Origin of the sequence: Corticimicrobacter populi (assembly GCF_003123725.1) — a bacterium.
Lineage (GTDB): Bacteria > Pseudomonadota > Gammaproteobacteria > Burkholderiales > Burkholderiaceae_B > Corticimicrobacter > Corticimicrobacter populi.
The window spans coordinates 82,462-96,511 of the sequence record NZ_QETA01000002.1 but is presented as its reverse complement, the minus strand read 5'-3'; the positions used below and the strand labels follow the sequence as shown (position 1 = coordinate 96,511).

The 14,050-nt window shown below is 61.6% G+C and carries 12 protein-coding genes; 6 read left to right on the top strand and 6 right to left on the bottom strand.

Going from position 1 to position 14,050, the window contains the following annotated elements:
• Nucleotides 1-12 precede the first annotated feature (12 nt).
• Nucleotides 13-1,473 (top strand): NADP-dependent succinate-semialdehyde dehydrogenase, encoded by a 1,461-nt coding sequence (gene gabD, locus DD235_RS05705; protein WP_109061113.1) that lies wholly within the window; start codon nucleotides 13-15, stop codon nucleotides 1,471-1,473.
• 97 nt (nucleotides 1,474-1,570) lie between these two features.
• On the opposite strand, the gene DD235_RS05700 is transcribed toward gabD, so the two are convergent.
• The 6 genes from DD235_RS05700 to DD235_RS05675 form a co-directional block, all read right to left on the bottom strand.
• A complete protein-coding gene (locus DD235_RS05700) occupies nucleotides 1,571-3,931 on the bottom strand; it encodes a TonB-dependent receptor domain-containing protein (protein ID WP_109061112.1) in 2,361 nt (786 codons plus the stop codon).
• A gap of 87 nt (nucleotides 3,932-4,018) precedes the next feature.
• The gene (locus DD235_RS05695; protein WP_109061111.1) at nucleotides 4,019-4,969 is read right to left on the bottom strand and encodes a FecR family protein; all 951 of its coding nucleotides are present in this window, start codon (nucleotides 4,967-4,969) and stop codon (nucleotides 4,019-4,021) included.
• Nucleotides 4,969-5,568, bottom strand: a complete 600-nt coding sequence (locus tag DD235_RS05690) for a sigma-70 family RNA polymerase sigma factor (RefSeq protein ID WP_109061110.1) — start codon at nucleotides 5,566-5,568, stop codon at nucleotides 4,969-4,971. Before DD235_RS05690 ends, DD235_RS05695 begins: the two co-directional genes overlap by 1 nt.
• A 115-nt stretch (nucleotides 5,569-5,683) precedes the next feature.
• Nucleotides 5,684-6,673: an ABC transporter substrate-binding protein gene (locus tag DD235_RS05685; protein ID WP_239990051.1), complete on the bottom strand. Its 990-nt coding sequence runs from the start codon at nucleotides 6,671-6,673 to the stop codon at nucleotides 5,684-5,686.
• A 272-nt stretch (nucleotides 6,674-6,945) separates the two neighbouring features.
• The gene (locus DD235_RS05680; RefSeq protein WP_109061108.1) at nucleotides 6,946-7,767 is read right to left on the bottom strand and encodes an isocitrate lyase/PEP mutase family protein; all 822 of its coding nucleotides are present in this window, start codon (nucleotides 7,765-7,767) and stop codon (nucleotides 6,946-6,948) included.
• A 39-nt stretch (nucleotides 7,768-7,806) separates the two neighbouring features.
• The gene (locus DD235_RS05675; protein WP_109061107.1) at nucleotides 7,807-8,583 is read right to left on the bottom strand and encodes an enoyl-CoA hydratase; all 777 of its coding nucleotides are present in this window, start codon (nucleotides 8,581-8,583) and stop codon (nucleotides 7,807-7,809) included.
• Nucleotides 8,584-8,620: 37 nt separating this feature from the next.
• Here DD235_RS05675 and DD235_RS05670 point away from each other — a divergent pair, with 37 nt between their 5' ends.
• From DD235_RS05670 to DD235_RS05650, 5 genes are all read left to right on the top strand, one after another.
• Nucleotides 8,621-10,402 (top strand): M61 family metallopeptidase, encoded by a 1,782-nt coding sequence (locus DD235_RS05670; RefSeq protein ID WP_109061106.1) that lies wholly within the window; start codon nucleotides 8,621-8,623, stop codon nucleotides 10,400-10,402.
• Between the two features lie 69 nt (nucleotides 10,403-10,471).
• Nucleotides 10,472-10,864, top strand: a complete 393-nt coding sequence (locus tag DD235_RS05665) for a GtrA family protein (RefSeq protein WP_109061105.1) — start codon at nucleotides 10,472-10,474, stop codon at nucleotides 10,862-10,864.
• Entirely contained in the window at nucleotides 10,861-11,883 is a 1,023-nt protein-coding gene (locus DD235_RS05660; RefSeq protein ID WP_109061104.1) for a glycosyltransferase family 2 protein, read from the top strand. The genes DD235_RS05665 and DD235_RS05660 overlap by 4 nt, the downstream gene beginning before the upstream one ends.
• The gene (locus DD235_RS05655) at nucleotides 11,870-13,357 is read left to right on the top strand and encodes an ArnT family glycosyltransferase (protein WP_162300422.1); all 1,488 of its coding nucleotides are present in this window, start codon (nucleotides 11,870-11,872) and stop codon (nucleotides 13,355-13,357) included. The genes DD235_RS05660 and DD235_RS05655 overlap by 14 nt, the downstream gene beginning before the upstream one ends.
• Nucleotides 13,354-14,049, top strand: coding sequence for a response regulator transcription factor (locus DD235_RS05650; protein ID WP_109061102.1), 696 nt, complete (start codon nucleotides 13,354-13,356; stop codon nucleotides 14,047-14,049). Before DD235_RS05655 ends, DD235_RS05650 begins: the two co-directional genes overlap by 4 nt.
• The last annotated feature ends 1 nt before the right edge of the window (nucleotide 14,050 follow it).

Sequence of the window (14,050 nt, the reverse complement as noted above, 5' to 3'; positions counted from 1 at the left end):
CAGAGGAATGCCATGCTTTCGCTAAAGAACCCACAACTCCTGCGTCAACAGGCCTATATCAATGGCCAGTGGATCGATGCTGACCAGGGCAATACCGTCGAAGTCCGCAACCCGGCCACCGGCGAAGTCGTCGCCCACGTGCCCCGCATGGGCCAGGCCGAGACACGCCGGGCCATCGAAGCGGCCAATGCCGCCTGGCCAGCCTGGCGACGCCTGACCGCCAAGGCGCGCTGCGCCATCCTGCGTCGCTGGTACGAATTGATGCTGGCCAATGCCGATGACCTGGCGGCCATCATGACGGCCGAGCAAGGCAAGCCGCTGGCCGAAGCGCGTGGCGAGATCGTCTACGCCGCCTCGTTCCTGGAGTGGTTTGCCGAGGAAGGCAAGCGCGTGCAGGGCGACACCCTGGCCACGCCGGCAGCCGACCGTCGCCTGATCGTCGTCAAGGAGCCCATCGGGGTCTGCGCGGCGATCACACCGTGGAACTTCCCCTCCGCCATGATCACCCGCAAGGCCGGACCGGCGCTGGCTGCCGGCTGCCCGATGGTGCTCAAGCCGGCCGAGGCCACGCCGCTGTCGGCGCTCGCGCTGGCCGTACTGGGCGAGGAAGCCGGCATCCCGGCCGGGATCTTCAGCGTCGTCACCGGCGAGGCCCGTGCCATCGGCGGCGAAATGACCTCCAACCCGACCGTGCGCAAGCTGACCTTTACCGGCTCGACCGAAGTCGGTCGCCTGCTGTTCCGCCAGAGTGCCGACACAATCAAGAAGCTGTCGCTCGAACTGGGCGGCAACGCGCCGTTCATCGTGTTCGACGATGCCGACCTGGATGCCGCCGTCGAGGGTGCCATTGCGTCCAAGTACCGCAATGCCGGCCAGACCTGCGTCTGCGCCAACCGCCTGTATGTGCAGGATGGCGTGTACGACGCCTTTGCCGAAAAACTCGCCGCTGCCGTCAGCAAGCTGCGGGTGGGCAACGGGGCCGACAAGGGTGTCGATCTGGGACCGCTGATCGACGATGCCGCCCTGGCCAAGGTACAGGAACACATCGAGGATGCCGTCGCCAAGGGCGGCAAGGTGCTGGTCGGCGGCAAGCCGCATGCACTGGGCCATTCCTTTTTCGAGCCGACCGTGGTGGTGGGTGCCACCCCCGAGATGCGCGTGGCCCGCGAGGAAACCTTCGGCCCGCTGGCCCCGCTGTTCCGCTTCAAGACCGATGAAGACGTGATCGCCATGGCCAACGACACCGAATTCGGTCTCGCCAGCTATTTCTACAGCAACAACATCCAGCGCGTCTGGCGCGTGGCCGAAGCACTCGAATACGGTATGGTCGGCATCAACACCGGCCTGATCTCGAACGAGGTCGCGCCCTTCGGCGGCGTCAAGCAGTCGGGTCTGGGCCGCGAGGGCTCGCGCTATGGCATGGACGACTACCTGGTGGTCAAGTACCTGTGCCTGGGCGGCATGGGTGCCTGAATCTCGACAGCCATCCAGCTTCCGGGCCGCAGCCCGGTGACAAAAAAAGCGATCCTGCCACACGGCCAGGATCGCTTTTTTCATGGGGTCATGCCGATCAGAACTCGATGCCCACCGTAGCCACCACATGCCGGCCCGGCTCGGGCAGGTAGCCACCCGGTGCAGGCGTATAGCTGCGGTCAAACAGGTTGCGCAGACTGAGCGTGGCGTTGTAGGTCAGGGTGGAGGTTTTCTTCTGCAGTCCCACCGTCAGGTTGGCGACACTCCAGCCGGAGCGATACTCACTGCCCGAAGCCACACCCGTCAGGTCGTTGACGATTTCCGAGTGTGCGCCACGCGACGTGACCAGTTGCCCGTCAGCAAACAGGTTGCTACCATCCTGCAGGTTGGTTTCCCATTTCAGGCCCAACGTGCCCCAGGCCGAAGGCACACCGTTGTCCGTGGTCGAGAACCCGCGCTTGATGGTTTTGTAGCGCAGCAGGCTGAGATTGGCATAGGGCGTGAAGCCGGTCCCGTCGATGGCATAGCTGACGGCCAGTTCGGCACCATAGCTGCGGGTCTTGTCATCGTTCTGGTTCTGCATCTCGACCCCACCCGGCCCACGACGCAGCGTCACCATCCGGATGCCATCACGGATGTCGCTGTAGAACAGGCTGAGATCAGCATCCAGATTGCCATTGTTGTAGCGGGCACCAATTTCGTAGTTATTGGATTTTTCCGCCTTCAGATCCGGATTGGGCAGGACGTGACGGTTCCCGTTGCTGGAGCCCATGTAGCTGATATACATGTTGGGATTACGAAAACCCTGCGAGAACAGGGCACGCAACTGGGTATTTTCAATTCCGGAATACACCACCCCCAGGCTGGCGACAGGACGGCTGGTGCTGCTGCTGTTGGTGCGATCGGGATAGCGGTCGGACCTGTCGAGTTCGACACGCGTCCAGGTATTGCGCAACCCTGCCGTCAGCACGGTATTGTCCGTCAGGCTCCATTCATCCTGAACGAAAAGCGCAATACTGCGCTCGGTGCCAGAGGTACGGTCGCTGCTGGTCTGTACACCTGCGGTAAAGAAGTCATCGACGCCCTTGTACTCGGTATGGTCGGCATCCAGGCCCAGCGTGACAAAATGCGCATCACCCAATTGCCAGTTGCTTTGTACGCTGCCGCCGTAAGCCTTGTGCTTGAACTCGAATTGCGTCTGGGGCACACCCGACCAGACAAAGTCGGTCGCGGAGCGTGTCGTCAGATCCTGGTGGTAGAGCGACACGGTCAACCCGCTCAGATATTCACCCAGGTTGGTCAATTCCAGCTTGGTACGATAGGTAGTGCGGTCATTTTTGGGCACATAGTAGCGTCCTGTTGCCGCCGTGTAGTCATCGGCATCAAGCGGATAATTCGTGCCGTTGGCGGCGTTGAACCAGGTCGGCGTGGCATCGAACGATCCTGTGTGCCGGTCCACGGCGAACTCGACACGCCCATCGTCCCAGGTATAGTCGAGCCGGCCGTTGTAGTTGCGCTGACGATACTGGCTGTACGGCAGCGTCATATCGGGCGTTCTGCGATCCTGGGCGTTGAGTCCGTTGCCCGACAGGCGATAGCTGAAGCCCCGCGCGGCTCCCGACAGCGACACATTCGGCTCGAAACTGCGGCTGGATGAGTCATACAGCATGCTCACCGCCCCCTGCAGCGGACGATCGGCACGCAGGCCGCTCTTGGTGATGATGTTGACGACACCCCCGATCGCATCCGAACCATACAGAACCGAAGACGGCCCCTTGATGACTTCGATGCGCTCGATATCCGCCGGATTGACCGTCTGGCCAATACTACCGACACCGCCCAGCCCCCGGAAATCGGAGGCGCGCACACCATCGATCAGTACCAGGGTCCGGGTATAGGAATTGCCCCGGATGGAAATTTTCTGGCTGCCGGCCTCATTGGTGCCGGACGCCAGCACCCCGGGCGTCTGCTGCAATTGGGCCACGACACTGGTCTGAGGATTGCGTTCCAGTTCTTGCGCACTGATGGCACTGACCGACATGGGTAATTCGCTCAGATAGCGCTCATTGCGCGAGGCCGTCACCACCACCTGAGACAAGGCCGTCACTTCATCCGACGCACGCGCGGCATTGCCTGCCAGCCTGATCACCACTTCATTGCCACTGAAATCCGCCACCAGACCACTGCCGGCCAGCAATTGCGTCACGGCCTGCTGCACCGTGTAATCACCACGCAGCGCACCGGCCTGCTTGTGTTCGGTCAGATCACTGGCGAACACGATACGGGCACCGGTCTGCAGGGCCAGCGCATTGAGTGCCTGCCCCAACGGCTGGGCATCGATCTGGACACTGGAAACGGACTGTATCTGTGACTGGGCCTGGGCCACGCAGGCCAGGGTAGCGGCCACGGCCATGAAGCCGAGGCGCAGACGGAAATGAGGGAGGGAGGACACGGGCATGCTCGCTTGCAAAGTGAGGTTCTATTCAGGACATTCCACTCACATGGCGTATCGGCCCGGTCAATGATGAGGAAAATTTACAAATAATTACTTTTTTGACGCAGCACCAGCAAAATTGCGGCCTGGGACGGGCTCGATGTTGACTCGCCCGTCCGCATGGCGCTGCAACCGTACCGGCAAGGCGCGCGGCAAGGCCTGCAGCAAGGCATCCATGTCGCGGATATCGTAAACACCCGACAGACGCAATGCGCCCAGCCCATCGGCGACCGTGACAGGCGCGGCCCGGTAGCGTTGGATTTCGTCGATTACCTGGACCAGCGGCGTACCATTGAATACCAGGCGACCCTGCTGCCACGCCCGGCTGACAGCCAGGTCGACTTCTTCGATCCCAGGCAACGCTGCATCCGGCAACGCATGATCTGGCATGCTCAGTTGCTGCCGAGCCCGCAACATCTGCCGTCGATCGGCCGGCCCGTTCCCGGACTCCAGCCTTGCCACCTCGACAGCCCCCTCCAGGACGGTCACCTGGCTGCGATCCCGATACCTGAGCACACTGAATTCGGTACTGATATCACGCACCCAGGCGGCACCACTGCGCACGATGAACGGGCGCCAGTCGGCAGCCACCGTAAAGCTCGCCTCGCCCTGCTCCAAGACCAGGCTGCGGGTCCGCAGGCGACGCTCCAGACGCAGTACGCTATTCGTATTGAGCGCCACCAGACTCCCGTCGGGCAAGGTATAGCGCTGCTGCTCGCCCACGGCCGTCTGCAATGTTTCGACCTGCCAGACCGGATCCTGCCACAACAGGGTTGCCACAGCGCAGATGGGCAGGCAGAGCGCGACAATGGCCACGGCCCGCCTCCGACGCCTTTTCTGTTGAGCTGTCTGCTGCCGAGCCTCTTCGAGCAAGGCCTCTCGGGATGGAAAATGCTGACGCAGCGCTGCCGTGACCTCTTCGGTCATGCAGGGATCAGGAGAGGCCTCTTCCCCGTGCGGTACCTGCCCCGACCACTGTGACGACTCTTGGGAATACCGCATCAGCACTCTACTGCCGAGCAGGCTGGAGACATCTGCGCGCACACATCGGCATCACTGGCCAGGCCATCTGCGGGCCGCGTCGACGCAGCGAGATAGCGTCGCGCCGGCTCCCAGCCCTTACGAATCTGGCGAACAGCCGTGCTGATATGCTGGCTGACCGCATTGCGGCTGATCCCAATTGCATCAGAAATCTCGGCCTGCGCCATGCCATGGATACGATGCAGCAAAAAACATTGCCGGGGCCGCGGCGGCAGCGCTTCGATGATATTGATCAGGATACGCAGTTGCTGCTGGAAATCCAGCAGGCAGGCACCATCTTCGCTATGCCAGGGTTCTGACGCCTCCGTCTCGGGCAGCATCGACTGGTTGCGCCAGGCAGGCTGTCGGCACCAGTCCACGGCGCGATGCAGCGACATGCGGCGCAGGTACGCCAGCGGCTTGGCAATCGGTTCCCTGGGCGGCTGGCACAGCAATTGCACGCAGACTTCGTGGATCACATCGCGCGCAAAGTCCCGACCGGGAAAACGCTGCTGCACATACAACACCAGCTCTTCACAATGAGCCAACAGCGTGCGGGTCAGAGGATGGAGGGTGGACATATACGCAGCATGCGAAATGCCGCACACCCTGAAGTGGCGGCAGAAAAGGCGTGGCAGGTATCGCTCAGACAGACACAATACTGAAAAACATTCGCATTCTACTATAGGTTGTCATCTAAAGCGCAGCCTGAACCCGCTGGGCGACATCGGCTGGTACCCACGGCTGCCAATATTGCCCATGTTCCCTCAAGAACAGCCGGGCTGCTTCTGCATATTCAAGGCTATCGGACTCCATACGCGCCAACATGGCACTGATGACCTCACGCGGTATGTTGACCCTGGAAAAGAACTCCGCCACAGCAGGTGCCTGTTCTGCAAACGCCTTGTTCAGGCCTGTCATCACATTGTTGGGCTGGAAATCCGATGGCTGGGGGTCTGCGCAGCCCTGCCGCGTCAAACACACATAAGCCTGCTCGTCAAAAGTTGGCAACTCCAGCCTGACCAGATCCAGTGAGCCTTCCAGTGGCGTCGGCGACCAGTAATAGAAAGCGATATCACGTTGACGGCGATAGTTCGACTGAATGGCTGCCTTGAGGGCAGCACCGTTACCCGGTGACAATACAGAGAACTGGCTATCCATATCCAGTGCACGCAACAGGTTCTGGTTGACCGTCTCGCAAGTCCAGCCCACTGGGCAGCCATATACGATGCTGCGCGAAGGATCCTCTGGATCCACGAAGGCATCGGCATGTTTCAACAGATCCCGTGCATCACGGATATCCGGATAGCGCTTGGCGGTATAACGCGGGATATACCACCCTTCTTCGGAAGTAAAGATATGGCCCACGCCAATGACCTTGCCTGACTCCAAGGCCTTGCCCCAGGCATGCTGCGTCTGGTTGGGCCAGATTTCACTGTTGATATCGACATCGCCCCGTTCGAGCGCTGCAATCATCGCAACCGTTTCACCCGGCTCTACCTGTGTTTTACAGCCATAGCCATTTTCCAGAATGCTTCGTTCGATTTCGACCAGAAGCAGGTTGGACTCCCAGTTCATACCGCCAAATCGTACCGGACGATCCACTTCACACGCGGCAGTCGCCGCCTGAGCGCCTGCCTGCAGCCCGACCGCTAGGCACAGGCCAGCCAGGATGCGTGCCAGCACGCCTCCGCTATGTCGCAAATGTAAAAGGGAAGCAATCTGAGGTCGAAACGGGGTTTGATCCTGCATCCGGTATATATCCTTGTATGATCCACGATAAGAAAACGCGACGCCGGCATCCCACAGGATCTCCGGCGATCACCCATTCAGGGTAACGCATTTTCGGTTATCGTCGAAACCGGCCATTCCCGTATACATTTTCAATGTCTTGCGTGATTTACATGCGAGGCTTGATACCAGCCCTTTTTTGTATTTATGTTCGCTGGCAGGCTGGATCATTCGACCATCAGTGCTGAAATAACCGACCCGGGCAACGCGGCAGCAGCGTAAGTAAAGGTGCCAGACGTACGCACCTCTTCAGCAGCACGCATCAGGCCACCCAAGGCCGCGCGCGCCATTGATCCCCCCACACTGATACGACGCACACCGGCATCCTCAAGCTCGGATACAGAATAGACAGGCCCCTTGAGTCCCATCACCACATTCACTGGCTTATCTACCTCTCGACATACCGTCCTGATTGCGTCAAGATCGGGTAGCCCAGGCGCATAAAGCACCTCTGCGCCAGCCTCGGCAAAAGCTTGGAGCCGCTTGATCGTATCGTCCAGGCTCTCGATACCATACAGATAATTCTCCGCCCGCGCAGTCAGGACAAAGGGCAGATCTCGTGCTGCCTCGGCTGCCGCACGCACGCGTTCGACTGCATGTGCAAACGCATGGACCGGCCTGTCGGGATCGCCGGTCGCATCCTCAATCGACCCGCCCACCAGCCCGGTCAACGACGCTTCACGAATCGTTTCTGCGCAAGTTTCGGCATCAGCACCAAAGCCATCACCGAGATCCGCAGACACAGGTAGATGTGTCGCATCGACGATCTCAGCAGCATTTACCAATACTTCATCGCGGGCCAGGCCGGCCAGGGAGTCTCGACGTCCCCGTGAGAAAGCATATCCGGCACTCGTCGTGGCAAGCGCCTCAAAACCCAGGCTGGTCAACAGCCGGGTTGAACCCGCATCCCACGGATTTGGAATGACGAAGGCCGTGGGCCGTTGGTGCAAAGCCCTGAATTGCTCAAATTTCTTCTGTTGCGCCGACATGTTGTTCCTGTTTGTATTCATGAATTAATGGCATCAGTCTCAGCGATGCACGAACGTCGCCGGCCGTTTCTCGACGAAAGCCACCATGCCCTCTTTCTGGTCTTCGGTGCTGAAGAGCGCATGAAAGGCGCGGCGCTCGAATAGCAGCCCTTCCGCCAGCGGGGTCTCGTAGGCGCGATTGACGGCTTCCTTGGCCAGCATGACGGCGGGCAGCGACATCGAGGCAATCACAGTGGCCGCCTCGATGGCCTCGTCGAGCACCCGCTCGGCCGGCACCACGCGTGACACCAGCCCGGCACGCTCGGCTTCGGCGGCATCCATCATGCGGGCCGTCAGCACCAGGTCCATGGCCTTGGACTTGCCCACCGCACGCGGCAACCGCTGCGAGCCACCGGCTCCCGGCATGATGCCCAGCTTGATCTCGGGCTGGCCGAAGCGGGCATTGTCGCCCGCGATGATGATGTCGCACATCATGGCCAGCTCGCAGCCGCCGCCCAGCGCGTAGCCCGACACGGCAGCAATCACCGGCTTGCGCACACGGCGGATGGTTTCCCAGTTGCGGGTGATGAAATCCGAGCGCAACGCCTCGACATAGTTCAGGTCCTTCATCACCGTGATATCGGCGCCAGCGGCAAAGGCCTTTTCACTGCCGGTGATCACGATGGCTCCGATATCGTTATCGGCATCGAACTCCAACAGCGCCACGCCCAGTGCATCCATCACATCATCGTTGAGCGCATTCAGCGCCTTGGGACGGTTCAGCGTGAGAATGCCGACACGGCCTCGTACCTCGCGCAATACGACTGACTCGATCATTTCCTGTCTCCTTGTCTGCTTTTAGTAAGATAACGATATGAACACTCAGACTCCGCACCTGCATTACCGACTGCTGCCCGCCGACCTGTCCGGGCACCGCTTCCAGATCACCCTGACGATTGCACAGCCCGACCCCGAGGGCCAGGTCGTTTCGCTGCCTGCATGGATACCAGGCAGCTATCTGATCCGCGACTTCGCCCGTCAGGTCGAGGCCCTGTCCGCACGCAGCGGACGCCGTGCCCTGGCCGTGGAAAAACTCGACAGCCAGCGCTGGCGCATCGCCCCCTGCAAGGGCACGCTCGTCATTGAATATACCGTCTACGCCTGGGACCTGTCAGTACGCAGTGCGCATCTGGATGAAACCCACGGTTTCTTCAACGGCACCAGCGTGTTCCTGCAACCTCACGGGCTGGAGCACCTGCCCTGCCTGCTCGATATCCGTCCGCCCGAGCCGCATTCTGACTGGAGCGTGCATACCAGCCTGCCCGAGGCCACCGGCCTGCCGGGTGCGGCCGTACGACACGGTTTCGGGCTGTACCGGGCCCCCGACTACGATGCGCTGATCGACCATCCCGTCGAAATGGGCACGCCGCAGGTCATTACCTTCCAGGCGCACGGCGCGGAGCACGAACTGGTCTTTACCGGCGTCATCCCCAACCTCGACCTGTCGCGCGTGGCAGCGGATGTCCGTGCCATCTGCGAAGCCCAGATCGCGTTCTTTGAGCCGGAAAGCAAGCGGGCTCCGTTCCTCGACAGTGCCGAGCGCTATGTCTTCATGACCATGGTGACCGGCAGCGACTACGGCGGTCTGGAGCATCGCGCCTCGACGGCCCTGATGGCCTCGCGCAGCGACCTACCCGTTTTTGGCGACCGCCGTCAGAGCGAGGGCTACCGCACCTTCCTGGGACTGGTCAGCCATGAGTATTTCCATACCTGGCACGTCAAGCGCATCAAGCCTGCAGCCTTCGCCCCCTACGATCTTGCCCGTGAAAATCACACCCGTCTGCTGTGGGTATTCGAAGGATTCACGTCTTACTACGATGATCTTTTTCTGGTGCGCACCGGCCTGATCACCGAGGCACAGTACCTGGAGATGCTCGCCAAGACGATCAACCAGGTGCAGGCCGGACCCGGCCGCCACAAGCAGTCGATTGCCCAGAGTTCGTTCGATGCCTGGACCCGCTTCTACAAGCAGGACGAGAACTCGCCCAACGCCATCGTCAGCTACTACGCCAAGGGGGCGCTGGCCGCACTGGGCCTGGACCTGACCATCCGGCAGGCCACCGGCAACAGCCGTTCGCTTGATGATGTCATGGCGCTGCTGTGGCAGCGTTATGGTCGCGATTTCTACGCCCGTGATCTCCAGGCCCGCAACGGCCTGCCCGAAACCGCCATGCCGGCGCTGATCCTGGAAGCCACGGGCGTGGATGTCGGTGCCGCGATTGCCGCCTGGGTCGAAGGCACAGCCGATGTGCCGCTGGCCGAATTGCTGGCTCCACAGGGCATCCGCGTGGAAAGCAAGCGGCCTGAACATGCCGCGCCTGTGCTGGGAGCCACCACCCGCAAGCAAGGCAGCGACCTGGTACTGCGGACAGTCTACGAACAGGGGCCGGCGCATGAGGCAGGCCTTTCGGCCGGCGATGTGCTGGTCGCCATCGACGGCCTGCGCGTCACGGCCGACAGCAAGCTGGACGAGCTGCTGTCACGCTACCAATCCGGGCAGACCGTCACGCTGCATGTCTTCCGGCGCGATGAACTGCGGCGCTTTGCGCTGGCGCTGGCAGCGGCACCTGCAACAGTACGGCTACGACGGGTTTGACCAAACCATGATGCATCCTTGACGCAATCTTGACAGCACGGTTCCTATGATGGACGCACTTCAATCACAGTGCGTCGTCATACCGTGCTTTCTTCCTGGCTCCCGCGCTTCGCCCGCTTCCTGATGGGAGGCGGCACAGCCACCGCCCTTCACTACGGCATCATGCAGACCCTGCTGCTGCATGGCATGCCTCCCACCCCCGCCGCCATGACGGGGGCACTGACAGGTGCCGTCGTCAATTACCGACTGCAGCGCGACATAGTGTTCCACCCCCATCGCGGCCAGCTCGCAACCATGCGACGCTACCTGGCTGCACTGGGCGTCGGCTGGCTGCTTAACGGACTTTTCTTTCTTCTGTTGCATAACGGGCTGCATTTCGCACCGCTCGCTGCCCAGGCCAGCACGACCCTGCTGCTGGTGTTTCTCAACTACTGGCTATTCAAAAGGTACGTCTTCTCATGAACGCACGCCTGCCTGTTTCCTATTCCACCCAGACCCGTCACAGTCCGACCCTGTCGATCCTGATTCCGGTCTACAACGAAATCGAGGTCCTGCCGCTGTGCCTCGAACGCCTGGGCACCGTGCTGACCGCCCTTGACTGCAGCCATGAAATCATTTTCGTCGATGACGGCAGCCGTGACGGCAGTGCCGACTGGCTGGCCGCGCACGTCTGCTCGCACGACAACCTCAAACTGATCCGCCTGAGCCGCAACTTCGGCAAGGAAGCCGCCATGTCGGCCGGCCTGCAGCATTGTTCAGGAGAGGCCACCATCATCCTGGATGCCGACCTCCAGGACCCGCCCGAACTGGTTCCGGACATGCTGGCTGCCTGGCGAGCCGGTGCCGACGTAGTCGCGATGCGTCGTCGCAGCCGGGCCGGTGAGCCCTGGCACAAGAAACTGAGCGCCCATCTCTACTATCGTCTGCTGGGCCACCTCAGCAATGCGCCCATCCCTCCGGATACGGGCGACTTCAGGCTGCTCAGCCGGCGAGCAGTACAGGCGCTCAACCAGCTCCCGGAGCGAACCCGCTACATGAAAGGCCTGTTTGCCTGGGTCGGTTTCCCCACCACGGTCATGTTCTACGACCGGGCCCCCCGCGCCGCCGGCACCACCAAATGGGGCTACCGTGCCCTGCTGGCGCTGGCACTGGAGGGCATCACGTCTTTCTCTGTCAGGCCATTGCGCTGGACGGCGGGGCTGGGCGCAGTCACGGCGACCGCAGGACTGGCTTACGGTGCATTCATTGCCATCAAGACAGTCATGCTCGGTGAAGCGGTACAAGGCTATCCATCGCTGGTCGCCATCATGTCCATCCTGGGTGGCGCACAACTGATCGCCCTGGGACTGCTGGGTGAGTATGTCGGCAAGACGTATATCGAGGCCAAGCAACGCCCCCTGTTCCTGGTACGGGACATCCTGCAAAGCCCGCCAGCCTACGCCCGCCAGCACACAGAAGAGACACATCATGCGCATGCATAGCAAGGTGCCGGCCTGGGCCTGGATACTGCTCCTGACACTGTCAGTACGACTGGTCCTGATGGCGTTGACGCCCATGGCCGACAACTCCGAACCCCGCTATGCCGAAATGGCCCGCCTGATGGCGGCCAGCGGCGACTGGATCACGCCCTGGTTCGAGCCCGGTAAGCCATTCTGGGGCAAGCCACCGCTGGCCTTCTGGATGTCGGCGCTGTCGTTGCAAGTGTTCGGCTACAGCGATCTGGCCGTCCGCCTGCCCTCGCTGCTGGCCTCCATCGCGACACTGGCGCTTCTGTTCAACTGGAGCCGTCATCAGTTCGGCCTGCAGACTGCACGCATGGCAGCACTGATCTACGCAAGCTCCCTGCTGCCCTTCCTGATGGCCGGCGCGGTCATGCTCGACCCCTGGCTGGCACTGGCCATCACCCTGAGCCTGACCACGTATACCCGCTTGCGTGAAGACGGACGCCTGATCTGGCATCTCGGATTCTTTGGCGGCCTGTCGCTGGGCCTGCTGGCCAAAGGGCCGCTCGCCATCGTGCTGGTCAGCCTGATCCTGCTGGCCTGGCATATCTGGTGCCGCAGTCCCGATTCGGCAGAAAAGCCCATCCGCTGGATACCCGGCCTGCTGCTGGTCCTGGCACTGACCTTGCCCTGGTATATCTGCGCCGAAATCAAGACGCCCGGCTTTCTGCGCTACTTCCTGCTGGGCGAGCATTTTGCTCGCTTCGTGGATCCCGGCTGGCAAGGCGACCTTTACGGCAGCGCACACAGGCGCCCATATGGCAGCATCTGGCTCGATGCCATGCTGGCAGCCTTTCCATGGAGCCTGGTTGCGATCTGGCTGTTGGGTACCAACCTGCGCACCCATGCTCTGCGCCGCGCACTGAAAACCCGCCTGGCCGATCCGGCCATCCGCCTGCTGCTGCTCTGGTCCCTGTCCACCCCCGTTTTCTTTTCCCTGGCCGGCAACATCCTGTGGACCTATGTTCAACCCTCCCTGCCGGGCTTTGCCATCCTGCTGGCCGTCGCACTGCCACGCCCCGGTTCCCGCACAGCGGAGCTACCCGGCAACACGGGCCTGCAGGCAGGCTATCTGCGCCTGGCCATGCTGGTCCCGGCCATCACCCTGGCTGCCGGGCTGGTCATTGCCATCGATCCCGACCTGCTCAAGTCCGAGCGTTCGCTGGTCGCCTACCATGCGGTGCGAAGCCAGCCATCGCAACCCCTGTATTATCTGGACGCAAGGCCATTTTCCGCCCGATACTACGCCCGGGAACGGGTCTTGGCGGCACCCCGGGACGAGCTGGAAGGCCTGCGCAGTCGCTATCCGGCAGGCTATTATCTAGCAACGCCCAGGCAGCAATCCGATGCCATCCGGTTGCTGACCGGTGCCCCCCCTCCCGTATTCTCCAACCGCCGGTTTGATTTATTGCAGGTTCCGCCCCTCGTTCCACCTGGATCTCCGACACCATGAGTACAGCCCCGATCCGCGTCCTGATCGTCGAAGACAACCCCGCCCTGGCAGCGAACATCGGCGAATATCTCGACAACGACCGCTATGTTCTCGACTTCGCCTATGACGGCGTGGTCGCACTGCATCAGGTCGCCACGCATGAATACGATGTCATCGCCCTGGATGTCATGTTGCCGGGCATGTCGGGATTCACACTCTGCCAGCGCATTCGTCACGACCTGCACAGCACGACCCCGATCATCATGATGACGGCCAAGGACCATATCGACGACAAGGTCGAAGGATTCAGCCAGGGTGCCGACGACTATCTGGTCAAGCCGTTCAACCTGAAGGAACTGGCCATGCGCATCGACGCGCTGCATCGGCGCGGTCGGCCCGAGGCAGATATCCTGCGAGCGGGCTGCATCGAATTCGAGCCGGGCACGTTGCGCCTGCGCCTGCCGGGAGCCTGCCCGCTGCAGCTTTCCGGCATGCAGGCCCACATCACCGAAGCGCTGGTACGCGCCTACCCGAACTTCCTGTCCTACGAACAACTGGGGCAAATGCTCTGGGGAGAACGCGAGGTCGAGCCCCATACCCTGCGTACCCATGTCTATACCCTGCGCAAGCTCCTGCAGCAGGCGCTGGGCGTCAACCTGATACAGACGCTGCACGGCCGCGGCTACCGGTTGACACCGCCGGGGGAAGCCTGAC

What these genes read in the sequence shown, in the direction of transcription:
- gabD (WP_109061113.1), top strand. Translation starts at nt 13, where the DNA reads ATGCTTTCGCTAAAGAACCCACAACTCCTGCGTCAACAGGCCTATATC.
- DD235_RS05700 (WP_109061112.1), bottom strand. Translation starts at nt 3,931, where the DNA reads ATGCCCGTGTCCTCCCTCCCTCATTTCCGTCTGCGCCTCGGCTTCATG.
- DD235_RS05695 (WP_109061111.1), bottom strand. Translation starts at nt 4,969, where the DNA reads ATGCGGTATTCCCAAGAGTCGTCACAGTGGTCGGGGCAGGTACCGCAC.
- DD235_RS05690 (WP_109061110.1), bottom strand. Translation starts at nt 5,568, where the DNA reads ATGTCCACCCTCCATCCTCTGACCCGCACGCTGTTGGCTCATTGTGAA.
- DD235_RS05680 (WP_109061108.1), bottom strand. Translation starts at nt 7,767, where the DNA reads ATGTCGGCGCAACAGAAGAAATTTGAGCAATTCAGGGCTTTGCACCAA.
- DD235_RS05675 (WP_109061107.1), bottom strand. Translation starts at nt 8,583, where the DNA reads ATGATCGAGTCAGTCGTATTGCGCGAGGTACGAGGCCGTGTCGGCATT.
- DD235_RS05670 (WP_109061106.1), top strand. Translation starts at nt 8,621, where the DNA reads ATGAACACTCAGACTCCGCACCTGCATTACCGACTGCTGCCCGCCGAC.
- DD235_RS05660 (WP_109061104.1), top strand. Translation starts at nt 10,861, where the DNA reads ATGAACGCACGCCTGCCTGTTTCCTATTCCACCCAGACCCGTCACAGT.
- DD235_RS05655 (WP_162300422.1), top strand. Translation starts at nt 11,870, where the DNA reads ATGCGCATGCATAGCAAGGTGCCGGCCTGGGCCTGGATACTGCTCCTG.
- DD235_RS05650 (WP_109061102.1), top strand. Translation starts at nt 13,354, where the DNA reads ATGAGTACAGCCCCGATCCGCGTCCTGATCGTCGAAGACAACCCCGCC.